The sequence below is a fragment of the Polyangium jinanense genome, from assembly GCF_028435365.1.
In genome coordinates, this window is record NZ_JAGTJJ010000029.1 from 17,405 (window position 1) to 39,900 (window position 22,496).

Consider the following 22,496-nt stretch of genomic DNA (forward strand, 5'->3'; position numbering starts at 1 on the left):
CGAAGCGGAAATCAGGCGGCGGCCGCCTTCTTGTGCTCGGTGATGACGATCGGGTTCGCCGGGGCCGGGAAGCCGAGCTTGCCGATCTCCTCGTTGATGATCTGGATCGCCGCGGAATACACGGCCCCGTAATGACTCTGGTGGGCGAAGGGCCGCACGACGATCACAGGGCCGGCGAGCGTGAAGGTTTGCAGCTCGACGACCGGCGTCGGCGTCTTCGCGATGTTCGGGATCGTCGCGATCTTCTCCTTGAGCACCGCGATGGCCTTGTTCACGTCGGCCTGGCCCGAGAGCTGCACGGTGAGATCCACGCGGCGGTAGGAGTTCTCGGAGAAGTTCTTGATCGTGTCGCCGAAGATCTTGCCGTTGCCCACGAAGGTCCGGACGTTGTCGGGCGTGTCGATCGTCGTGACGAAGAGGCCAATCGAGTGCACCGTGCCCTCGACGCCGCCCGCGATGACGTCATCGCCGACCTTGAAGGGCCGGAGCACGATCATGAAGACACCCGCCGCGAGGTTCGCGAGCAAGCCCGACCACGCGACGCCAATCGCCACGCCCGCCGCCGCGAGCAGGCCCGCGAACGTCGTCGTCTCGATGCCGAAGATGCTGAGCACCGAGAGGAGGAGCAGGATGTTGAGCAAGACGCCCGCGACCGAGCTCAGATACTTGCTGACCGTGTCGTCGATCTTCCGCGCCCGGAGGTTGCGATCGAGAATGCCGCGCACCGCGCGAATCACGAGGCGGCCGACGATCCAGAGGACGATTGCCCCAAGGATCTTCAATCCCACGTTCATGCCGAGCTGCACGGCCACGTCGATGTATTTTTGAATCGTCTCGTTCATGATGATGTTCCCCGCCAGCAATCCCTGTGCCGGGAACGTATCCGGGACGATCTTCCGTTACAAGGGCTCGATCGGGATGCGCGAGGGGTCTCGATCCGAGGAGGCAAGGCATCACGTCGCGGCCCGAGGTGAGGAGACCTGTCCTCAGCGTGCGCCGAGTCGTTGGAGCTTGCGCCAAGGGGTTGGAATCTGCTCTGCTTCGGGCCCATGGATGGGGATCGGGATCTCGCGGGCCGGCTCGCCAAGAACGTCAAGCAGCTCCGGGAGGCGCGGGGGCTCACGCAACAGCAGATGGCCAAGCTCGGCGGGGTGCCGCGCGCGACATGGGCGCACCTCGAGTCCGGCGAGGCGAACCCAACACTCGCGGTGCTGAACCGCGCCGCATCCGCGCTCCAGGTGTCAATCGAGGAGCTCTTGAGCGCCCCACGGAGCGTCGCGCGTCACTATGCCCGCGAGACCTTGCCCGTGCGCACGCCGGGGCAAGCCCTGGTGCGGAAGCTCCTGCCGGACGCCATTCCCGGGATGGAGATCGATCGCATCGAAGTCGCCCCGTCCGGCCGAATGACGGGCGTCCCGCACACGCCGGGGACGCGTGAATACCTCACGGTCGAGGCAGGCGAGATCCAGCTCTGGGTCGCAGGCGAGAAGTTCCAGGTCGCCGAAGGCGACGTCGTGGTCTTCCGCGGCGATCAGCGGCACTCGTACCACAACCCAGGCCGCATCCCGGCCGTCGGGTACTCCGTCGTGGTGCTGGCGCGGGGGGATTGACGCTCGGTTGTCCTGCCAGACGTATCCTCTGGGAGCCGTGTCGCTGGGGCGTTGCCCCAGGCCCCACCGGGGCTATCCGCCCCTGGACCCGGACCAGCGCAAGCGCTGGACCCGGGGTCGATGCACTGCGCAACGCGCAGTTCATCGAACAGGCCGAGTCAAGACTGGCGAGCGACGCTGCCAATCGAGACAGCCGCGCTGCCATTTCAACTGGCAACGTTGTCCCTGGTCTTGCCACCGGCCCGTTGGAAGAACTGCGCACCGCGCAGTTCTTCCACCACGAGTCCAGCGCTTGCGCTGGTTCGGGTCGAGGGGCGAACAGCCCCCGCGGGGTCCGGGGCAGCGCCCCGGCGCGGCGGCGATCTACTGGCAGGTATCCCCGGCGACGCGTCCGCCGCCGTCGACCGGCATGTTCATGACGGGCCGGCCTTTGATCGCGGCCACGACGAATTCCATGCGCCGGTTTTGCTTGCGCCCCTCCTCGGTGCGGTTGTCGGCGATGGGCTTTACCTCGCCGAAGCCCACGGCGATGAGCCGTTTGCAATCGACGCCGCGCGACACGAGCGCCCGGGCGAGGGAGAGTGCGCGGCGGCTCGAGAGCTCGAGGTTCATGGCCGAGCTTCCGAGGCTGTCGGAATGGCCTTCGATGCGGAGGAGCGTGAGGTCGGGTTTGGCTTGGAGGAATGCGGTCACGAAATCGAGGGCTGGCCCGCTCGTGGGCTTGAGGCTGTCTTTGCCCGTGTCGAATTCGATGGGCTCCTTGACGACGAGCCGGCCGCCTTCGAGCGCGAACGAGCCGGGGCTCGTGGGCCCGGCGAGCCATGGCGAGGTTGCGGGGTTTTCTGCGGGATTGCTCGGCGCGGGCGGCGGCTCCGGTTTGGGCTCGGGGTCGGGCGCGGGCGGATCCTCGGCCGCGAACGCCGCGGAGGGCGCAGGCGGCGGCGCCTTCGGGGTGTCCGTGAGGACCACGGGCGGCGGCTCGGGCGACGGGTTCGTCGCGCCGCACCCGGGTCCGAGCGCGGTGAGGACGAGGGGCAGGGCGAGAAAACGAGGCGAGCGCACGAAGGGAACGATGCGCTTTGGAGGGTGGGACGGGGAAGGAAAATCGTCAGCGGGTGAGGTTCACGGTGTATGTGCCGTATTCGGACGTCGCGGTCCCGGTGATCTTCGTCGTCCCCGGCTTGCGCTCGATCTTCATCGGGTCGGCCATCGTGGGCTGAAGCTCGCCGCTGAGCGTGAGGTCCAGCGTCACGCTTCCTTCGAGAGCGCCCGACATGGTGAACGAGCCCTTGAGCGTGCCGTTGAGCGTGCCATCGGGAATGCCGGCAAGCTTCAGGTCGAGGACCGGCGCCGTGCCCGAGGTGTTATACGTGACCTCGCCGTCGTCGGAGTAATCCTTCAAGGCCTCGTTCAGGGTCATGGTCTTGTTGGGCGAGTCGCCTTGATCCACCTTGCCGCTGATGGTGATGGTGCCCGTCCTGTCACCATTGGCCATCTGCGGGTCGATGTTCGCGCTCGACGCGGCGTTGAAGCCCTGGAAGCCGAGCTGCATGGCCTTGTCGATCGATTTGTCGAGGCTTTCGTAGGCGCGGCGCGCGTCCTCCTCGGAGGCCACGTCGTCGCCACAGCCGGCGAGCCCGAGGACGAGGGCGAAAAGCGGCAAGAACATGCGTCGTTTCAAGGTCGTCACCTCCAGGGGCAGAATACACGCCCCGCCTCGAAAACGTGTATAATCTTTTCAAATTCGGGCGATAACTTCATTGACCAGGATCGCTTGCCGTCCTCGACGCATCGGTATCAAGACCTTGCCAGCTGAAACAGCAGCGCTGCCTTGCCTGCTAGGAACCTTCTCCCTGTCGACAGCGCGCATCGCGCGCTGTCGCCCCGCGTCCAGGGCTTGCCCTGGTCCGGGTGCAGGGGCGGATAGCCCCTGCTCGGGTCCGGGGTGAAACCCCGGCGCTACGCCGCGGGAACCCCCGGCTCGTCCGTGCCGGTCGATCTTCCAACACACACCCCGTTCGTGGTACGCGCCTCCGCATGACGAACCTCGTGGAGTTCGGGACGCCTGCTGCGATGCCGCCGTCGGAGCGGCGCCTGCTCCTCGTGTTTGATGGCGGCAACGCGCCGGGGTACGCGTCGGTCGCTGTCGCGCTCACGGAGGAGGCTTCGCGGCGTGGCTACGAAGTCTGGGCTGCGACCGAGGGCTTCCGCTCGCTCACGCACGACGCGACGAGCGAGCCTCGCTTCGAGCGGCTCATCGTGAGCCGTCGGGAACGTTACGCTCTGCTTGCCAAGGGCATCCCTGCGCGCAGCATGGGCCGCCGCGTCCTCGACGCGGGCAGCGACTTCCGCAGCGAGCGCTACCTCGGCTTCCACGACGGGCAAAACCGCCGCGCGGCTGCGGACACCCTACGAACGCAGGGGTTTTCCCACCTCGTCGGCGTGGGCGGCAATGGCACGTTCGAGGGCCTGCGCGCGCTGCTCGGCGAGATGAACCCGCGCCTGCCCACGGGGTTCATGAACGTCTCGATCGACAACGACCTCGCTGGGGATCGGGCGATCGGCTTCCTCACGGGCGTCGAGGCGGGCGCGACGATCGCGCGCGGGCTCTACGAGGACGCCTACACGCACAAGCGGATCTACCTGCTCGAGATGATGGGCAACCGGAGCGGCCGGCATGCGCTGCACTGCGGCGTGGCGGCGCGCGCGCACCTCATCGTGCTGCCGTTCTTCCAGTTCCCGGATGCCGTGCTGCGCGAGACCGCGGCGGCGCTGTCGCGGGCCGACTACGCGCTCGTCGTGGTGGCCGAGGGCTACGAGCGCGAGCGGCGGGCGCGGGAGATGCCTGGCGCGAGCGCGAGCGAGTTCTTGCGACGGCAGCTCGAGGCGGCGGGGCTCGCCGATTCGGCGCAGAAGCGCGTGATCGCCGAGCCGTTCAGCCGGTATTTGCGCGGCGTGCGGCCTGCGTTCCTCGAGATCTCGGCGGCCTACGTCAAGGCGTCGCTCCTCTTCGATGCGTTCGAGGAGGGCCGGACGGAGGTCATGCCCTTCGTGCTCGCGTCGAACGACGTCGGCGTGCGCCCGTTCCACCTCGTCGCGCGGGAAGACCGCGTGGAGCGAGCGTTCCTGCCGCTGCTCGCGCGGCTCCAGATCCCCGGCTTCTCCACGTGGATCCGGGACAATTTCACGAGCGAGAAGACCAGTCTCTGAGCAGAGGTAGCGTCGTGACAACGAAATGCATCATCCTCGATTTCGACGGCACGTTCACCGACGTCGAGCGAGAAGCCGCCCCGTTCGTGGACGTGTACCGGGATGCGGTCTTTGATCTCCTCGGTCGAGAGGACGTTGCTGTCTGGGAAGAACGCGCCGCCGAGATCGCGCGAAATCCCGGCCGTTACGGCTGGGTCCACGACGGGCGTATCGTCGCGCCCGCCGGGGCCGATCCGTACATCCGCTCGACCACCATCGCGCAGCTCCTCTTCGAGAAGCACGGCGTGCTGCGCGGCGAAGCGACCCGCGCGGCCGTGTTGACGGTCCTGTATCACCTCGCCTACGAGCACACGTTGACCGCGTTTCGGCCGCGCGCGAAGGAGGTCCTCGAGGCGCTCGCGGCGTCGGGTCTGCCGACGTTCGTCGTGACGAATGCGCGCACGGAGGCGGCGCTGAAGAAGCTCCGGACGCTCGCGCCCGAAGGGCTCTCGAAGATCGAGGTGCACGGCGACGCGCGCAAATACGTGGTGGCCGAGCCCGAGACCGAGGACGCGCGGTTCTCCACCGTGCCCGCGGAGATTCGCTTGCCGGGCCTCGAACGGCCCGTGTATCCGCGGCGCGGCCGTTACTGGGAGACGATCGCGCGTATCCTGCAAAAGACGCGGGTTGCGCCCGAGGAGGTGCTCGTCTGCGGCGACATCTACGAGCTCGACCTCGCGCTTCCGCTCGCGCTCGGCATGCAGGTGCACATGGTCACGGGCCCGCGCGCGCCCGCGGCGCACGAGGTCGCGCTGTTCGAATCGCTCGGCGCGCGCGCGAGCCACGGCGACGATCTCGGACAGATCCTCGCGCGGGTCGGGCTCTCCGGTTGACGCGCGGGCGAAGACCCAGATTGGGGACGCCGCGCCGGGGCGCTGCCCCGGGCCCCGCGGGGGCTATCCGCCCCTCGACCCGGACCAGGGCAAGCCCTGGACTCGGGTTGGAAGAACTGCGCGATGCGCAGTTCTTCCACGGGCCGGTGGCAAGACCAGGGACAACGTTGCCAGGCACGGCGGTCTTGGTTGGCAGGGCCTTCGCTGGTCTTGCCTCGACCTGTTCGATGAACTGCGCATCGCGCAGTTCATCGACCCCGGGTCCAGCGCTTGCGCTGGTCCGGGTCCAGGGGTGGATAGCCCCTGGTGGGGCCTGGGGCAACGCCCCAGCGCGGCGGCCGTGCTCGAGCGGACGCTCCTTCAGCCCTGCGCGGGCGCGTCTTCGGCCCGCTTTCGGCTCGAAACGAAGAGCCTTCGCGTTGCGATGGGCGTGAGCCTCGGGATCGACGGGTCCCGCTCGTGCGCGCGATTGAATACCTTCATCACGCGCTCCATCTGGGAGAGGCAAATGCCGTCTTGTAGGTCGAGATCGGCCTGCGTGATCGGACCCTTGGTTCGCGCGCCGGACGCGAGCTCGCCGGTGGATTTCACCTTCGCGGCCATGTCCTCGAACGCGATGATCTGCGCGGTGTCGAGCCCGCCGTCCTCGAGCTGCTTGGCCGCCTTCGACAGGGGGTTCTGCCGGATGTCCTTCGCGACCTTGAGGAGGGACGTGAGGGATTGGGCGAGCGTCGTGAAATCAGTGACGCGGCCGGTCGCTTTCGTGACGCGCTCGTCGAGCCCCGGTTCGAGGTGGGAAACACCGTCGAGCGCGGTGACGAGGCGATCGCGTTCTTCCATTCCATCTCGATAGGCCTGGTCGGCGACGGCAATGGCAGCGGCGCGGCTCGCCTCGCGAGCGTCCGTGGCTCCGTCGAATTGGGCCACCATGTCGGCGAGCTTCTTCCCTTCATGCACGAAGACCTTGAGGAGCGGCTCGGAGAACCCGAGGAGGTGCCGCTTTTGCGCGGGCGTGGCCTTGGGCCAGAACTCGCCGACGATGCCGCCGAAACGAACGAGGTCGGTGAGGATCTTCTCGCTGCGGATCTGCGAGCCCCGCTCCATCAAGTCGGCGTGGGGGATCTCGACAGCATAACGTTCCGTTTCATCCTGAGTAGGTGCGGACACCATCGCGAGGACGGAGGCCCAGGTGTAGGTGGGGGTGGATGTAGTCACGCTTGCCAAGGTAGCCGAGGGAGATCTCGAAGGAAAGGGGGAAGATTACGGAGAGGACGCGCGGGGGGGACGGGGGAGAGTGTTGCCGGTCACCGGAGACGGGATCTCGGTGGCTTGGGACGGGATCGCGGTGGTGGGTGACGGGATCGCGGTGGTGGGTGACGGGATCGCGGTGGAGAGGTGGGCTGGAGGCGCCGGGTTCAGGATGCCCGGGCGGTGGAGGGGGCGGGCGGGGCCGAGGGGCGTGGACGCGGTGGGGGAGTCGCGGGATGCGGCATGCGTCTCCCTTCGGGGATTGACACCAGCGAAGGAACCATGACTAACCTACGCAGCCATGCACATCCGCAAGATCCAGATTGAGAACATCCGATGTTTCGGGGCGGGCGAGCGGGGAGTGCATCTCGATCTGAGTCGTCCCGACGGATCGCTCGCTGGATGGACGGTGTTCGCTGGGCGCAATGGGACCGGCAAGACAACGCTCCTACAAGCGATAGCGCTCTGCCTGACGGGCCCTTCCGAGGCACGACAGCTCCTGCCGTCCTTCTCCACGTGGCTTCGAGGCGGCGCACGGGAAGGGAAAGTCGATATCGAGTTCGAATTCGATGACGCCTCTCTAGGGGAGATACTTCCCGGGAGCGGCGGGCGCTTCGAAGCGGCTCTTTTCTGGGAGCGCAATGGGGGGCGGGAGCCCGTACTGCAGTTTCGCGGACCGAGCATCGAGGAAGGCGTCACCGGGAAGGCGGAGCTTCTGGGTCCCTGGAAGTGGGACGCGGACCGCTGGTTCTGGTGTGGTTATGGTCCAGGCAGACGGCTTGGGGGCGCGAGCATCGTACCGGAACGCGGAGCTTCCCACAAAATAGGGCGTGTCGCTACCTTGTTCGATGAGGAAAAGTCCCTCGTCGAGGGGCTCGACTGGTTGAGGGAGTTGTACTCGGATCGGTTGGATCTGGCGGAGCGTGCGCGGAACGCAGACGCCAGTCGAAAATCAGAATTGGAGCGCCTCGCCGCCGAGCTTCGAGTGTTGCAAGAAAACGTCATCGGTTTGCTGAACGATGGCCTTTTGCGCGATGGCATGCGCGTCGTCGAGTTCAACCGAGAAGGTTTGTGGGTCGAGCAGGGCGGCGTGAGCCTGGCGCTACACCAGCTCAGCGGCGGCTCTCGTTCCGTCGTCGCCCTCGTGTTCGACATCCTGCGTCGCATGCATGAATGTTTCGGTGAGCTCCGCATCGAGCACGACAAGGAGCATAACGTCATCACCGTGCCTTATGAGGGCGTGATCCTGATCGACGAGATCGAGTCCCATCTTCACGTCTCCTGGCAGCAAAGCATTGGATTCTGGTTGAAGCGACATTTCCCGAACGTTCAGTTCCTGGTGACGACACATAGTCCGTTCGTGTGCCAGGCTGCCGATCCCAACGGCCTCGTGCGCCTCGCCGCCCCGGGCGAGAAGCGCTCCACGGAGATCATGCCGGAAGAGACGTATCTGCGGGTCGTCAACGGCGGCCCCGACGATGCCGTGCTCACGGACCTCTTCGGCCTCGAGACGGTGTACTCGGAGTCCGCAGAGGAGCTCCGCAGCCGCATCTCCAGGCTCGATGTCAAGCTGATCCGGGGAACTGCAACCGCGGAGGAGAAGGAAGAGCGTGACCACCTCGTCAAGATGTTACCGGGCGGCGGAAGCGCGATGGTCGAGCAAACGCTCCGAAAGCTGGAGGCGTTGGGGTGAGGAAACTCGACCGATTGCCGTTGAGCAAAGATGCCCAGTCGAGGCTGGAAAGCCGCACCAAGCAGATCCGCGAGGCCGCCTCGGACCACGAGGATGACGAACAGCGCTTTCTCGTACAGAAGAAAGAGGCCCAGCGTCTATGGGCACAGGAGAACACGGTCGCGTTTCTCGAAATTGAAATGGTGCTGAAGAGGATGGCTCCCGACGAGGGCCGCTGCATGTATTGCCAGTACAATGAAGGCAGCGCCATCGACCACTTCTGGCCGCTAGCGGTGTTCCCCGTTCGGGCATACGATTGGCATAATTATTTGTGGTCTTGCTCCGTATGCAATAGCAACTACAAGGGCGATCGCTTCCCTCGTGATCGGAACGGCTATCCTCTTCTCCTCGACCCGACGGTAGATGAGCCTCGCGACCACCTTTATCCGGCTCCCAGCACGGGGCAGGTCAGGCCTCGGACATGCAAAGGTGCCAAGAGTATCCGCACGTTGGGCCTCAATCGCGGGATGCTCTGCAAGGACCGGAAAGCTGCATGGGACACCGCACAGAAGGTGGTCGAGCTCTATGCGCGATATTGCGCCGAAGGAAATGGCGACGGAGCTGGAGCCTGCAAGTCGGATTTGCAGCGGCACCCGCTGTCGAGTGGATTGCGAGACCTTCTCGGCATCTTGAAGACACCTGGAGCGAAGCACTTCATCGGACCCCGGTGCCTCGCGGCCCTTCGAGACCATCCTGAAATCGAGCAATGGGTCCAGCCCGCAGGACAGGAGGCAGCGTCGCAGCCGACGCTCGCGGTGGACGCGCGTAACGCGACGCGGTAGCCTGCGCCGTGCCCGAGGATCGCCCCCCCGTACCCCGACAATCCCAAGCCCCCGCGCTGCTCGCGCTTCTCCTTTCCACCGCCGCCTGCGGCCGCGTCGGCTACCGCGCCCTCGAACCACGCCCGAACGCTGGCCTCTCCACACGCGCCGCCCGCATCTCGGCCCGTGTCGAGCGTATCCACGTCGGGTACTGGCAACAGAGCGCGAACACGCGCGTCGACGTGCACGTCGTCAACGAGGGGAAAACGCCCCTCCACGTCGAGCCCGAGAGAATCGATCTCGCCGTGCTCGGGAGGCCGTCCGCGCTCGTCGACGCCGCCGTCCAGGAGGGCGACAAGGACCTCGATCCCGGCGAAGGTGGCACCTATCGCCTCACGCTCCCGCGCGCGCCGATCGAATCTGGCGCCCCGTACGTCCTCCGCCTCCATCCTGCCGTCAACGCCCCTGCCGACGCGATCGAACCTTTGCCCCTCGTCAATCCGGCAAAGCCTCATCTCGGGTATGGCCCTCCGGCTGATTCCACGTGGGTCTTCGTCGCCCGCATCGGTGGCGGCGCCATTCGACGTGATGACGTCACGGCGGGGCTCGGTGGGATCGAGGTCTTCACCGGGCCCCAGTTTGGTCGATTCTCCTTTGGCCTCAGCGCGATGATCGGCGCGGGCTCGATCGGCGGTGAGGTGCGTTATCGTTTCGAGCCGGCGAAGGTGCTCGCGATCGTCCCGTTCGCCGGGTACGGGTATTATCCCATCGCGGGGATCGTTGGCCTGAATGTGGGTCACGGCGGCCGCGTCGGCGCTGAGCTCCAGTTCTCGCTCGGTAAGGCCACGCGCTTCGGCTGGGCCCGGAGCGGCGGACGCATGGGCCTCTTCGCCCATGCCGGGCCCGTCTACCTGCGTGTCGTCGATTCGGTGGGCATCGCTGCACAGGGTGGCCTCACCTTCGGTTTTTTCTAGCGTCCTTCCAATCGGAATCGCCCCGGACATCTGGTAGCATGGTCTGTCGGATTGCTTCGGAGGTCTCCTTCATGACGCGTGACAGGCTCTGGTTTCTTTTCCTCGCGGCCGCCGTTTCCTCCGCGGGCGCGATCGCCGCTTGCGGCGGCGGCGGCGATACGAGTGGCGGCGCGGCGGGCAGCGGCGCTTCGGGTCCGGACGCGGGTTCGTCGTCTGGCGGCGGCGGTTCGGGCGGTGACGGTGGCTTGTTCAATTTCCCGGACGGCGGCGAGCAGGCGCTCGTGATCGAGCCGCAGGATCCGATCCTCGACGTGACCGGCGCGCCCGGCTCGCTCCCCTTCAACGCGAAGCTCACCGACGGCTCGAACCCCGGCGCTGTCGATTGGTTCCTCGACGATGTCACCGTCGGAACGATTGGCACCGACGGTGTCTTCGCTTCCGGCGGCTTCGTCGCGGGCAAGGCCAAGGTCACTGCGAAGAGCGGGCAGCTCGAAGCGAGCACGACGATCACGGTGCGCGTGAAGATCGCCGACAATGCCGGCAATCTCTCGACCGACGATCAGACGAAGCTCGACACCGGCGGCAATGCCGATCCGGGCTTCCGGTGGCTCTATCCGTACGACAAGACGGTCTTTCCCCGTGGCCTCGCGGCCCCCACGCTTCAGCTCGCCGGCAATGCGGATGCCGTGCTCGTGAAGATCAACGTGGGCGATTTCGAGTACAAGGGTTACTTTGGCGCCTCGGCCCCGGCGCGCGTGGACCTGCCCGCGGCCGTTTGGAAGGGCGTCACGCAGAGCGCCGGCCCGAGCGACATGGTCTCCGTCACGGCCACGAAACTCGCCGGCGGCGCCGCGACCGGCCCCGTCACGCAATCGTGGCGCATCGCGCAGGGCAGCTTGAGCGGCATCGTTTATTACAACACGTACGTCTCGAAGCTCGCGAACGGCGGCGCGGTGATGCGCATCAAGCCGGGCTCGAATGCGGAGGTTCTTCTCGGCGGATGCAACGTCTGCCACTCCGTCAGCGCGAATGGAAACGTGCTCGCGGCAGGCGTCTCCTGGGGCGACGGCAACCCGCTCGACAGCGCGACCTACGATCTCTCGCAGGACGGCACCGCCTCGCAGCGCTACCTGGACACCGACGGCCGCAAGTTCTCCTTCGGCGGGCTCACGCCGGACGGGACGTACATGATCACGAACGGCATCCCGGCGAGCGGTTCGCCCGTCCGTGGTTTGGCCGGGGATTACCCGTCGCGGCTCCTCGACACGAAGACGGGCGCCGACGTGGGGGCGTCCTCGTTCACGAGCGCCGTGAAATACGCGCTGACGCCGACGTTCTCCCCGGACGGCAAGCACGTCGCATTCACCTGGTACGACGCCAGCCCCGGACGAACCCTGGCCATGATGGACGTCGACCTCGCGCAATCGCCGCCGGCGTTCTCGGCGATCAACGAGCTTCTCACCGTGCCCTCGGGCATCGTCGGCTGGCCGAGCTTCACGCCCGACGGCGGCGCGGTGCTCTACCACGCGGGCGATCGCTTCGACACCGCGGGTGGCGGCGCGACGCCTTCATACGCCGAGGTGCTCCTCGTCGAGACGGCCACGAAGGCGGTGAACAAGCTCGCGGCGCTGAACGGCTACGACGCGAATGGGCAGTTTTATCTGCCGTTCGGCGACGCCGAGGAAGCGCGTCTGAACTACGAGCCGACGATCCTGCCCGTCGCGGTCGGCGGGTATTACTGGGTCTTCTTCACGAGCCGGCGCGTCTACGGCAACACGATCGGCCCAGGCGGCACGGTGCCGGAAGGCGACAACAAGTGGGGCACGTACGTGAACGGCGCCGAGACCCCGAGCCCGCGCAAGAAGCTCTGGGTGGCCGCGATCGACATCGATTACCAAGGCAAACCCGATCCGAGCCACCCCGCATTCTACCTGCCCGGTCAGGAGCTCGAAGCGGGCAACATGCGCGCATTCGCCGCGCTCGAGCCCTGCAAGGATCTCAACCAGCCTTGCGAATCCGCCGCCTCGTGCTGCAACGGCAACGTCTGCCGTCCGGCCGACGTGAACGGAGACGGAACGAAGGAGCTCGTCTGCGTGCCGCCGCCCGTGAACGAATGCGCGCAGGAGGGCGAGTCCTGCGAGACCGCGGCAAACTGCTGCACGCCCGGCTCCTTGTGCATCAACAATCGCTGCGCGGCCCCCACGCCGAAGTGAGGTCGAGGCGCACGCCTCCGGCCTGATCCACCACGGAACCAGGGCGGCTCCCGGCGCACCGGGGCGCCGCCCGTCACGTCACCCAGCATATTTCACGGGCAGCCGTGAGGGGTCACGGGTTCTCTGGACGCCCGTCCGTTTCAGCGGATGATGCGTCGGAAGAAACCGACGCGTCTTTCCTGGCATGCAAGATGCTCATCGGTTTTTTGCATGTCGTCCCTGAGAAGACGCTTGGTGTCGTGTGGCGCCTTCGCTCTGGGAGTGGCGCTCGGGCTGCCCGGGAGCGCTGCTGCGGTGGAACCGAAACCTCCGGTGGAGATCTCCGGCTCCCCCGGCAATGGGGTGACGGTCAAGGTCGGGGACGTGTTCTCGTTTAATGCCCGGAGCCGGATCCAGCTTCGCTACCAGATCAACGTGCCTCCTGCGGATGATCAGGGCGAGCGGGATTTCCAGCAGATCGTCAACATCGGGACGGCGCGCCTCTGGTTCTCTGGCCACGTCTATCGGCCTGAGCTGACATACATGATTCAGCTCGCCATTGCTGGACGTGACTATCGTGACGGCGCGACGTCACCGATCTTCGACGCCTATGTCGACTGGAAGATCCACCGCGATTTTAATGTGCGAGCCGGGCAGTTTTTCGTTCCGTTCGATCGATTGCGGACGGTTCGCGAGTTCGCGCTGCAGATGGCCGACCGGCCGGTGCCCGTCGCCGAGTTGACGCTCGACCGCGATGCGGGCATCACGTTTTATTCGGAGAATTTTCTGGGGAAAGAATCGCCGGTCGCGTGGCGGCTCAGCGCTTTTGGCGGAGGTGGGACGAACCTCACCACGTCGCGAGAGCCCGGTGTGCTCCTCGTGGGGCGGCTCGAGCTTCGTCCGCTCGGCAAGATCGACGATGATTCCGAGGGCGATCTCGACCGCAGGAAGAAGCCGGGCCTGGCGCTCGGCGGCGCGTTTGCGGCGAACTACAATACGAACCGGTTGCGGAGCACGACGGGCGCGACGTTCCTCGGGGGAACGACGGATTATCTGCACGCTGCCGCCGATCTCGTGTTCAAGTGGCGCGGGTTCGCGCTCCAGGGCGAATATTTGTGGAAACGCGCGGACGTCGATCGGATCGAGTCCACGGACGAGGACGGCAATCCGCGCACCGAGTATACGCGTTCGGGCCAGGGCACCGTGTTTCAGGCCTCGTACGTGTTCGATCCGCCGATCGAGATCGTGGCGCGGTTCTCACGATTGTACGCGTTCGGAGGGACGGACCCGAAGCTCGTCTCCGAGGTCGAGAGCCGCGGACAGGAGATCGGCGTCGGGCTCAACTATTACTTCAACAAGCACAAGATGAAGCTGCAAGCCGACTGGATCGCCCGGATGCCGCACGATTTCGATTTCGAGAGGGCGAACCACGCGGCCCACCTCCTGCTCGACGCGACGTTTTGAGGGATGCTGCGCCTAGCGCTGCATCGAGGGGGGGCCAGCGGAAGGCTCGCGGAAATGCGACCACTCGATGCCGAGCTTGCGCATGCGCGCGCGCAGCGTGTGCGGGTTGATGCCGAGCAGGCGCGCCGCGCCGAACGGGCCCTCGATGCGGCCGCCGCGCGCGGCGAGGGCGCGGCGAATGTGCGCGGCCGTTGCCTCGTCGAGGGTGACGATTTCCTCTGCGTCGCGGACAGGTGTCGAGGGGCGCGAGGGCGGTTTTACGGTCGGGCCCCCGAGCGCGGCCGCGAGTTCGAGTCGCTTGCCATTGCCGAGGATCGCGCCGCGTTCGATCACGGCCGCGAGCTCGCGCACGTTGCCCGGCCACGTGTATCGACGGAGCAGCTCGATGTCGTCGGGTGTCGGCGTGAGCCCGGGTCCGCCGAGGCGTTTGCCCGCGCGCTCGGCGAAATGCGCGGCGAGGGCCGGGAGGTCTTCCATGCGGTCGCGCAGCGCGGGCAATCGAATGGGGAAGACGCTCAGGCGATACCAGAGGTCCTCGCGGAACGTCCCTTCGGCCACCATGCTTTCGAGGTGCCTGTGCGTGGCCGCGACGATTCGCACATCCACGTGGATCGTCTCGTGGCCGCCGACCCGCTCGATCGTGCTCTCCTGGAGCACACGGAGCAGGCGCACCTGCGCCGCGCGTGGCAGTTCGCCGACTTCGTCCAGAAAAAGCGTGCCGCCGTCCGCGCGCTCGAACCAGCCTTTGCGTGTGCCCACCGCGCCGGTGAATGCCCCACGCTCGTGGCCGAAGAGCTCGGAATCGATGAGCTCGGAGGGAATGGCGCCGCAATTGACGCGTACCACGGGCCCATGCGCGCGTCGCGAGCGCGCGTGGATCGCCCGCGCGATGACCTCTTTGCCGGAGCCGGTCTCGCCCAGCACGAGCACCGGCGCGTCCGTGGGCGCCACCTGAAGGACGCGCTCCATCACCGGTTTGAGCCCGGAGGATTCTCCGATCACGAACTCGCTCATGTCCATGGTTTCCCTCGGGAGGTTCAGATCTCGTAATCGGGCACGAAGACGCGCACCCTGCGTGGGGCGACATGGACGGTGTCGCCCGAGCGCAGCCCGAGCGCGGCGAACCGCTCGGGCGTGAGCTCCACGTTGATCAATTGATTCGAGTCGAGCGCGCGGAGCTCCACCTTGGTCCGGGATCCGGTCGGATTCACGTGCAGGACCTTCGCCGCGAGGCTGCCTGCATCGGTGGGATGACGCTCGACTTCGAGCTCGTGCGGCCGCACGTAGACGGCGGCGTCGCGCGCCTCGGGATGTTGGTAATCGGGGTACGCCACCGTGAGGCCCGAGACGACGGCCTGGCCGCGCTCGACGCGGCCGTGGAACACGTTCACGTTGCCGAGGAAGTCCATGACGAACGCATTCGCGGGGCGCTCGAATACGTCGGCCGGCGTGCCGACCTGCTCGATGCGGCCTTCGTTCATGATCACCACGTGATCGGCGACCTCGAAGGCCTCTTCCTGGTCGTGCGTGACGAAGACGCTCGTGACCTGGATCTCCTCGTGGAGCTTGCGCAACCATTGCCGGAGCTCCGTGCGCACCTTCGCGTCGAGCGCGCCGAACGGCTCGTCGAGCAAAAGGACGTTCGGCCGCGCCGCGAGCGCGCGGGCGAGCGCGACGCGCTGCCGTTGCCCGCCCGAGAGCTGCGCCGGATAGCGTGAGCCCAGGCCTTCGAGGCGAATCAACTTGAGGAGCTCGTCGACCCGGGTTTGTCGTTCCTGCTTGGGCACCCCGCGCACGCGCAGGCCGTAGCCGATGTTCTCGGCGATCGTCATGTGCCGGAACAGAGCATAATGCTGGAAGACGAAGCCTACTTTTCGATCGCGGGCCTCGTAATCGGTGATGTTCTCGTTGTGGTAGAGGACCGTGCCCCGGTCGGCGACCTCGAGGCCCGCGATGATTCGTAACAGCGTGGTTTTTCCCGAGCCGGACGGGCCGAGCAGGGCGAGGAGCGAGCCGCTCGGGACGTCGAGGCTGACGTCGTCGAGGGCCCGGAAGCTGCCGAAGTTTTTGGATACGCCCTGGATGCGGATGCTCATGGATGCGCTCCCGTGCGGCGGCCCTCGTCGGATTGCGGGATGCGATCTTCGAGCTTGCGCTTGACGACGAGCGTCAAGATGGCGAGCAGCGTCAGCACGGACGCGACCGCGAACGATCCCGGCATGTTGTACTCCTGGAACAGCTTTTCGATCCGGAGCGGCATGGTGTCGGTCTCGCCGGCGATGTGCCCGGAGACCACGTACACCGCGCCAAACTCGCCCATGGCGCGGGCGTTGCACAGAATGATGCCGTACACGAGCCCCCATTTCACGTTCGGCACCGTGACGTGCCAGAACATCTGCCAGCCGCTCGCCCCGAGGCTCAGCGCCGCGAGCTCCTCGTCCGCGCCAATGGCGTTCATGACGGGGATGAGCTCGCGCGCCACGAAAGGAAAGGTCACGAATGCGGTGGCCAGGACGAGCCCCGGCGTGGCGAAGATGATCTTGAGGCTCTTGTTCGAGGGCCACACCTCGAAGGCCTGCTGCCCGAGGACGAGGAGCACGAAGACCGTCGCACCCGCGAGGGCCAGGGCGAAGGGAGGCGTTTTCCAGAGGCCACGCCGCGCGCGCGGGTGGCTCGGCCGAAAGACGAAATAGGCGACGGCGAGGAGGAGGACGAGGAGGGCCGCGACGAGGTACGGCATGATCGCATGGCCGTCGCGGCGGAGGAAGGCACCGAAATAGCCTTGCAGGCCGAAGATCAGCACGAACATCAGGCCGGCGACCACGGGGGAGACCGAAAAGGGCAGGTCGATGAGGGCCGTCAGCAACGTGCGTCCCGGGAAGGAAAACCGCGCGATTGCCCAGGCCGCCGCGACGCCGAAGACCACGTTCGCCGTGACCGCGATGGGGACGACGGTGAGCGTCAGGCCAATCGCGTGGCGCGTGTCCGGATCGTCGACGAGGTTTTTCCAGTAGACACCCGCGCCCTCGGCCAGGGCCCCGGCGAATACATGGGCCACGGGAATCACGATGAGCACGCCGACGACGGCGACGGCGAGTCCGGTGAGGCTCCATCGCAGCCACGCGGGATCCTGCTGCGCCCGCCGGATCTTCGCCGCTGTGGCCTTCGTTCGAGGCGCGTTGCGGACCTCCGCCGTCTCAACGGTCATGGCGCCGGCTCCAGCTTTCGAGGAAGTTGATCACGAGCAGCATCGAGAACGAAATGACGAGGAGCACGACCGCGATGGCCGTCGCCTCGCCATACGCGAACTCCTCCAGGCGCGCGACGATCAAGATCGGTGCGATCTCCGTCTTGAAGGGCATGTTCCCCGAGATGAAGACGACCGAGCCGTATTCGCCGATGGAGCGGGCGAATGCGAGGGCAAACCCCGTGATCAACGCCGGATAAAGCGTCGGAAGGATGACGAACGCGAACGTTTGCCAACGCGTCGCGCCCAGCGAAGAAGAGGCTTCCTCGGCCTCCGGATCGATGTCTTCGAGAACCGGCTGTACGGTCCGCACCACGAAGGGCAGGCCGACGAAGACCAGGACGAGCACGATCCCGAGCCGCGTATACGCCCCGCGGATTCCGAGGGGGACGAGGTATCGACCGAGCCAGCCACTTTCCACGTACAGGCTCGCATAGACGAGCCCGCCCACCGCGGTCGGCAACGCCAGCGGCAGGTCGACGAGCGCGTCGATGATACGTTTGCCCGGGAACGTGTAGCGCGTGAGGACCCAGGCGATGAGGCCGCCGAGAACAACGTTCACGAGCGCGGCGACGAACGAGGTCCCGAAGGTCAGGAGATAGGCGGCGCGCGCGCGCTCGGTCCACACCGCGCCCAGGAAATCGTGCAGCGAGAGCGACCCGGCCTTGACGAAGACGGCCGTGATCGGCAGGAGCACGAGCAGGCCGAGGTAAAAGACCGTATACGCCAGGGTCAGGGAAAACCCCGGGAGCACTCTGCGGTTCACGCTCGCCATCCGCGGCTACTTCTTCGGGCTGTAGATGGTGTCGAAGACGCCGCCCTCGCCGATGAACTGCTTGTGCGCGTCGGGGAAGTCTTTCGCGATCTCGGTGATGGCGAAGAGCCGGAGCTCCGGAAAGATCTCCGCGTGTTTCTTCAGGATGGCCTCGTTCGTCGGCCGGTAGAAATGCTTTGCTGCGATCTCCTGACCCTCGTCCGTGTACGCGAATTTGAGATAGGCCTCGGCGGCTTTGCGGGTGTTCTTGCGGTCGACGTTGCCGTCGACGATGGCCACGTGGGGCTCGGCGCGGATGCTGATGGGCGGATACACGAGCTCGAGCTCGCCCTTGGCTTCGCGTACTTCGAGGTGGGCCTCGTTTTCCCACGCGAGGTGGACGTCGCCGATCTTCTTCTGGACGAACGTGGTCGTCGCGCCGCGCGCGCCCGAATCGAGGACCGGGACCTGCTTGTAGAGCTCTGTGACGTATTTGATCGCGTCGTCGCGGGAGCCGCCGCGCAGGACCACGGAGCCCCACGCGCTGAAGAAGGAGAGGTAGCCGTTGCCCGAGGTTTTCGGGTTCGGCGTGATCACCTCGACGCCGGGCTTGATGAGGTCCGGCCAATCCTTGATTCCCTTCGGATTGCCCTTGCGCACCACGAAGACGACCGTGGATGTATACGGCAAGGAGCGCGAGGGGAACTCGTCGACCCAGTTCGGCTGGATGAGCCCCTTGTTGCGGATCGCGTCGGTATCGAGGAAGGAGGCGAGGGTGACGACGTCCGCTTCGAGCCCGTCGATGACGGCGCGCGCCTGCGTGCTGGATCCGCCGTGCGATTGCTTGATGGTGACCTTCGTGCCCGATTCTTTCTCGTAGGCGGCGATGAACTTCTCGTTCAGATCCCGCCAGAGCTCCCGGGTCGGGTCGTACGAGACGTTCAGGAGCTCGACCTCCTTGGCCGCGCCCCCAGGCTGTGACTTGCCGCAGGCCAAGAGCCCGAGCGCGCCCACGATCAAGGCGGTGATCGCCGCACGTCGGCCCGCCTTCCCACCAGTCGGAATGTGCGCCACGATGACGAGGGTATGTCCGCTATAACGGACGTGTCCAGTGAAATTTGCATGCTGTCCGTCATGGCGGATGATATTGTGTGGTGTGGGACACTGCGCAAGCGACGGCGTCGATTGACGTGGGGTCGTAGTCCGGGTATTCGGGGGGAATGCCGACGCGCACCGAAAAGCTCGCCGCCTCGCTGGTCGTCCTCTTGCTGCTCGCCGGTTGCGGGGGCGGGGAAGGAGGCGCGGGCGGCAGCGGCGGCGCAGGCGGAAGCGGAGGCGCAGGCGGAAGCGGCGGCGCGGGCGGAAGCGGCGGCGCGGGCGGAAGCGGCGGCGCGGGCGGAAGCGGCGGCGCGGGCGGTAGCTCCGTGAGCCCCGAGCCGCCCGCGGAGCTCGAGCATTACGTGACGGGCAACGACGCGGACGCCGACGTGATCCCCGCGGGGCCGGGCCTCGTCTTGATGGGCGGCTCGACGGACGTGGACGCCGCGTTCACCTGGTGGAAGCCACGTATCGCGGGCGGCGACATCGTCGTGATCCGCACCTCGGGCGCCGACGGGTACAACGAGTATCTGCAGGCACTCTCCGCCTCGGATTCGGTCGAGACGATGCTCGTCACGAGCAAGGAGCTCGCGAACAGCGAGTACGTGAAATGGCGCGTCGAGCACGCCGAGGGCGTTTTCATGGCCGGCGGCGATCAGGCCGATTACGTGAACTTCTGGCGAGGCACGGCCCTCGCCTCGGCGATCACCTCGGTCTGGCAGCGCGGCGGCGTAATTGGTGGTACGAGCGCAGGCTGCGCGGTGCTCGGCGAATTCGCCTTCGCGGCCTACGAGGGCACCGTGTACTCGGACGAGGCCCTGCTCGATCCGTACAACGTCTACATGACGATCGAACGTGATTTCTTCGCGTTCCCGCCGCTCGCCGGGTTCATCACGGACACCCATTTCGTGCCTCGCGATCGCATGGGCCGCCTCGTCGGCTTCCTCGGGCGGATCCTCGCGGACGGCTGGGCCCCGAAAGCCAAGGGAATCGGCGTCGACGAAGAGACCGCCGTCGTGATCGATGCCCAGGGCAAGGGAGAAGTGATAGGGGAGGGGAAAGCGTATCTCGTGGTGGCGAACGACAAACCCACGACCTGCGAGGCCGGAAAGCCGCTCGTGTATTCGGGGTTGTCGTACCACCGGCTCGCGGCCGGCGATACCTTGGAATTCCCGTCGGGCGAAACGAGCGTGCCCGCCGAGCCCCTCAGCGCCGCGAACGGCGTGACGAGTCCGGCAAACCCGTACTGATTCGAATCAGGGCAGCGCCTTGAACTGCGTGATCATCTTCGCCCAGACCGCGGGCGTCACGCCGACCTCGAGGTGGCCGTAAGGCACGCCTTCCTGCTTCGACTTGGCCGTCTTGTTCGTGCTGGTCCAGCCCTGCGTGAGCTGATCCCGCGCCGCGACGCTCACGTCGAAGAGCACGCCGTCGCCCTTGGGATCACAGGTCGGGCAGGCCATGCCGTCGATCTCGAAGACCTGCCCGCTCGTGCCGCCCGAGGTGCCGTGCAGCACGTACAGGTAATCGAGGCTCGTGCTCAGGCCCCGCGCCCGGAGCCTTTCGATGAGATTGCCGCCCATCTCCATGACGGCCTTGATGCCGATGCCGTCCATCAGCTTGTACTGCGCATAGCCGAGCGAATACGACTCCGCCGTGAGGCTGTCGTAATAGAGGTGCTTGGCGCGGCAGGCGGACGCGGGATCGTACGCGGTGGCGCGGCAGGTCGTGTGCCCTGCGTCATCCATGATCCAGCCGGCGCCGCCGAAGACGTTCGCCGGGTTGTAGTTCGTCTTGATGGCGATCCAGTCGCGCCACTTCGTCTCGTCCGTGTCGAGCGTGGACCAGTCGTAGCTCACCGGATCGTCCTGCCGGTTCGGCAGCGGGTAATACGGGCGCAGATCGTAGGCGACCTGCATCTGGCCGAGGTACGCCGAGACGAGCTTGCCCTTGTCGTCGACCGAGCCCCACAGCGCCAGGTTGTACTTGTCGAACGTGTAGCCCGTGGCCGAGGCGCCTTGCTCGGTGTTCAGCGTCTTCAGCGACTTCGGAGCGAGGGGGAGGCCGGTCGAATCGAGGCCCGTGATGTTCGACGTGTAAATGCGGCGCCAGTAATCGAGCCACGTGCCGCCGCGGTTCTCGCAGACCGAGTACGCATACGGGTTCGGGAAGATGTCGTTCGGCGAGTCCGCATACCCCCACGTCACGCATTGCACGGCGGACATGTAGCTCCACGTCACGGGCCCCTGGCCGAGCGGCGCGTTCTCTGCCGTGCTGTAGATGAGCAGCGGGTTGAACGGGTGGCGGAAGTTCAGGTCGATACCGAGGTGCGGGCCGGAGAGCGCGACGTACGTGCGCACGTCCTTGCGGAAGTTCGGCACGCCCTTCGACTGGAGCGCGGCGAGCTGCTCGAAATACTTCGGGCCCCAGTCGGTCCAGAGCGCGGGGCTCTGCATGTAGAGGTCCGCCGCGACGACGCCCTTGCTCCAGGCGACGAGGTTGACCTTCGGCTGGCCCGTGAGCGAGCGGATGCGCGAGAGCGCGTTCGCGATGTGAATGGCCTGGTTGAAGTTGTCGCCGTGGAAGTTGCCGAACGTCGTGGCGTACGTGCAGAACCCTTCCGCCTCGAGCGCGTGCACGAAGCCCGTCGCCTGTGTCATGCCGGGGTAGAGCTTGCCCGTGCCGTCGTTGCCGCTCGGCCGGAGCCAGACGTTTGCGTTCTGCATGGCGCCGTGCACGAGGAGTACGGGGCTCTTCGTCTTGTCACACTGATCGAGCGCCGTCTTCGGGCCGTGATGCAGGAGGACGAAGCGGGCCTCGGGGCGCGTGGGGCCCTTGTCCGGACAAGCGGCGGCCGAGGTCGAGCCGACGGTGCCGGCGCAGGCGTTGTTGTAAAAGAGGTTGAACCCGTCGACGAGCTGCTGGTTCAAGGCGCCGAAGTAGGTGCGCAGCGGATAGGTGGAGTCCTCGAACGTGTCCTGCCACCGCCCCTTCGCCGTGCGCAGGTTGTAGCCCTCGGTGCGGAACTTTTGCCGACCTTGGAGGAGCTCGATCTTGCCCCAGGACCAGCTCGGGGGCGTGATGGATCCGACAACCCCGTAGCTCTGCGAGAACGTCGTGGTCGCGGGGGGATCGAAATAGGCCTCGTAATCGGAGATGAACGTGATGGCGGAGGAGACGTCGCCGATCTCGTCGTCCTCGTCCTGCGCGAGGTCAGAGTCGGACGACGCCACGCAGCCCATGGCGGAGAGTGCCGCGACGAGGGCCGTGAGCGCAAACGAACGACGGGGAAGCGAAGATTGCAGCATGGAAACCTCCTGGGCAGCGCCCGCCA

The 22,496-nt window shown here is 66.4% G+C and carries 19 protein-coding genes; 9 read left to right on the plus strand and 10 right to left on the minus strand.

All coding sequences use genetic code 11. The annotated features are described in order from the left end of the window. Positions 1–11 precede the first annotated feature (11 nt). Positions 12–842, minus strand: a complete 831-nt coding sequence (locus tag KEG57_RS33675; protein WP_272428236.1) for a mechanosensitive ion channel family protein — start codon at positions 840–842, stop codon at positions 12–14. A gap of 207 nt (positions 843–1,049) precedes the next feature. Between KEG57_RS33675 and KEG57_RS33680 the strand changes: the two genes are divergently transcribed. Further along, positions 1,050–1,610 carry a helix-turn-helix domain-containing protein gene (locus KEG57_RS33680; RefSeq protein ID WP_272428237.1) on the plus strand — a complete coding sequence of 187 codons (561 nt, stop codon included), beginning with the start codon at positions 1,050–1,052 and terminating at the stop codon, positions 1,608–1,610. A gap of 363 nt (positions 1,611–1,973) precedes the next feature. Here the strand turns inward: KEG57_RS33680 and KEG57_RS33685 are convergent, their stop codons facing one another. Further along, complete coding sequence (locus KEG57_RS33685; protein WP_272428238.1) at positions 1,974–2,672, minus strand: OmpA family protein; 699 nt, start codon at positions 2,670–2,672, stop codon at positions 1,974–1,976. A 46-nt stretch (positions 2,673–2,718) separates the two neighbouring features. Beyond that, a complete protein-coding gene (locus tag KEG57_RS33690) occupies positions 2,719–3,291 on the minus strand; it encodes a hypothetical protein (protein ID WP_272428239.1) in 573 nt (190 codons plus the stop codon). 356 nt (positions 3,292–3,647) lie between these two features. Here KEG57_RS33690 and KEG57_RS33695 point away from each other — a divergent pair, with 356 nt between their 5' ends. Beyond that, positions 3,648–4,820 (plus strand): 6-phosphofructokinase, encoded by a 1,173-nt coding sequence (locus KEG57_RS33695; protein WP_272428240.1) that lies wholly within the window; start codon positions 3,648–3,650, stop codon positions 4,818–4,820. A gap of 14 nt (positions 4,821–4,834) precedes the next feature. Beyond that, complete coding sequence (locus KEG57_RS33700) at positions 4,835–5,692, plus strand: HAD family hydrolase (RefSeq protein WP_272428241.1); 858 nt, start codon at positions 4,835–4,837, stop codon at positions 5,690–5,692. A 360-nt stretch (positions 5,693–6,052) separates the two neighbouring features. Here KEG57_RS33700 and KEG57_RS33705 read toward each other — a convergent pair whose 3' ends face one another. After that, complete coding sequence (locus tag KEG57_RS33705; RefSeq protein ID WP_272421536.1) at positions 6,053–6,907, minus strand: HAD family hydrolase; 855 nt, start codon at positions 6,905–6,907, stop codon at positions 6,053–6,055. Between the two features lie 334 nt (positions 6,908–7,241). Here KEG57_RS33705 and KEG57_RS33710 point away from each other — a divergent pair, with 334 nt between their 5' ends. From KEG57_RS33710 to KEG57_RS33730, 5 genes are all read left to right on the plus strand, one after another. Continuing rightward, positions 7,242–8,633 (plus strand): AAA family ATPase, encoded by a 1,392-nt coding sequence (locus KEG57_RS33710; RefSeq protein ID WP_272421539.1) that lies wholly within the window; start codon positions 7,242–7,244, stop codon positions 8,631–8,633. Beyond that, a complete protein-coding gene (locus tag KEG57_RS33715) occupies positions 8,630–9,454 on the plus strand; it encodes an HNH endonuclease family protein (protein WP_272421541.1) in 825 nt (274 codons plus the stop codon). Before KEG57_RS33710 ends, KEG57_RS33715 begins: the two co-directional genes overlap by 4 nt. Before the next feature lie 8 nt (positions 9,455–9,462). Then, positions 9,463–10,407 carry a hypothetical protein gene (locus KEG57_RS33720; RefSeq protein WP_272421543.1) on the plus strand — a complete coding sequence of 315 codons (945 nt, stop codon included), beginning with the start codon at positions 9,463–9,465 and terminating at the stop codon, positions 10,405–10,407. 71 nt (positions 10,408–10,478) lie between these two features. Further along, on the plus strand, positions 10,479–12,620 hold the full coding sequence (locus KEG57_RS33725; protein WP_272421544.1) for a beta-propeller domain-containing protein: 2,142 nt from the start codon (positions 10,479–10,481) through the stop codon (positions 12,618–12,620). A gap of 294 nt (positions 12,621–12,914) precedes the next feature. Further along, positions 12,915–14,063 carry a porin gene (locus tag KEG57_RS33730; protein ID WP_272421545.1) on the plus strand — a complete coding sequence of 383 codons (1,149 nt, stop codon included), beginning with the start codon at positions 12,915–12,917 and terminating at the stop codon, positions 14,061–14,063. Positions 14,064–14,075: 12 nt separating this feature from the next. Here the strand turns inward: KEG57_RS33730 and KEG57_RS33735 are convergent, their stop codons facing one another. Genes KEG57_RS33735 through KEG57_RS33755 form a run of 5 tightly spaced genes read right to left on the minus strand, consistent with a single transcriptional unit; the run spans position 14,076 to position 19,138 of the window. Then, positions 14,076–15,083, minus strand: a complete 1,008-nt coding sequence (locus tag KEG57_RS33735) for a sigma-54 interaction domain-containing protein (protein ID WP_272421547.1) — start codon at positions 15,081–15,083, stop codon at positions 14,076–14,078. 17 nt (positions 15,084–15,100) lie between these two features. After that, positions 15,101–16,159 (minus strand): sulfate/molybdate ABC transporter ATP-binding protein, encoded by a 1,059-nt coding sequence (locus KEG57_RS33740; RefSeq protein WP_272421549.1) that lies wholly within the window; start codon positions 16,157–16,159, stop codon positions 15,101–15,103. Next, on the minus strand, positions 16,156–17,271 hold the full coding sequence (locus KEG57_RS33745; RefSeq protein ID WP_272421550.1) for a sulfate ABC transporter permease: 1,116 nt from the start codon (positions 17,269–17,271) through the stop codon (positions 16,156–16,158). The genes KEG57_RS33740 and KEG57_RS33745 overlap by 4 nt, the downstream gene beginning before the upstream one ends. Then, complete coding sequence (gene cysT, locus KEG57_RS33750; protein ID WP_308215654.1) at positions 17,261–18,076, minus strand: sulfate ABC transporter permease subunit CysT; 816 nt, start codon at positions 18,074–18,076, stop codon at positions 17,261–17,263. The genes KEG57_RS33745 and cysT overlap by 11 nt, the downstream gene beginning before the upstream one ends. A gap of 15 nt (positions 18,077–18,091) precedes the next feature. Beyond that, on the minus strand, positions 18,092–19,138 hold the full coding sequence (locus KEG57_RS33755; protein ID WP_272421553.1) for a sulfate ABC transporter substrate-binding protein: 1,047 nt from the start codon (positions 19,136–19,138) through the stop codon (positions 18,092–18,094). A 146-nt stretch (positions 19,139–19,284) separates the two neighbouring features. Between KEG57_RS33755 and KEG57_RS33760 the strand changes: the two genes are divergently transcribed. Beyond that, positions 19,285–20,412: a cyanophycinase gene (locus KEG57_RS33760; protein ID WP_272421555.1), complete on the plus strand. Its 1,128-nt coding sequence runs from the start codon at positions 19,285–19,287 to the stop codon at positions 20,410–20,412. Positions 20,413–20,418: 6 nt separating this feature from the next. Here KEG57_RS33760 and KEG57_RS33765 read toward each other — a convergent pair whose 3' ends face one another. Next, positions 20,419–22,470 (minus strand): esterase/lipase family protein, encoded by a 2,052-nt coding sequence (locus tag KEG57_RS33765; protein ID WP_272421556.1) that lies wholly within the window; start codon positions 22,468–22,470, stop codon positions 20,419–20,421. Positions 22,471–22,496 lie beyond the last annotated feature (26 nt).

Coding starts and splice junctions, on each gene's coding strand:
- KEG57_RS33765 (WP_272421556.1), bottom strand. CDS start 22,470: ATGCTGCAATCTTCGCTTCCCCGTCGTTCGTTTGCGCTCACGGCCCTC.
- KEG57_RS33760 (WP_272421555.1), top strand. CDS start 19,285: ATGCCGACGCGCACCGAAAAGCTCGCCGCCTCGCTGGTCGTCCTCTTG.
- KEG57_RS33740 (WP_272421549.1), bottom strand. CDS start 16,159: ATGAGCATCCGCATCCAGGGCGTATCCAAAAACTTCGGCAGCTTCCGG.
- KEG57_RS33710 (WP_272421539.1), top strand. CDS start 7,242: ATGCACATCCGCAAGATCCAGATTGAGAACATCCGATGTTTCGGGGCG.
- KEG57_RS33675 (WP_272428236.1), bottom strand. CDS start 842: ATGAACGAGACGATTCAAAAATACATCGACGTGGCCGTGCAGCTCGGC.
- KEG57_RS33695 (WP_272428240.1), top strand. CDS start 3,648: ATGACGAACCTCGTGGAGTTCGGGACGCCTGCTGCGATGCCGCCGTCG.
- KEG57_RS33745 (WP_272421550.1), bottom strand. CDS start 17,271: ATGACCGTTGAGACGGCGGAGGTCCGCAACGCGCCTCGAACGAAGGCC.
- KEG57_RS33680 (WP_272428237.1), top strand. CDS start 1,050: ATGGATGGGGATCGGGATCTCGCGGGCCGGCTCGCCAAGAACGTCAAG.
- KEG57_RS33725 (WP_272421544.1), top strand. CDS start 10,479: ATGACGCGTGACAGGCTCTGGTTTCTTTTCCTCGCGGCCGCCGTTTCC.
- KEG57_RS33735 (WP_272421547.1), bottom strand. CDS start 15,083: ATGGACATGAGCGAGTTCGTGATCGGAGAATCCTCCGGGCTCAAACCG.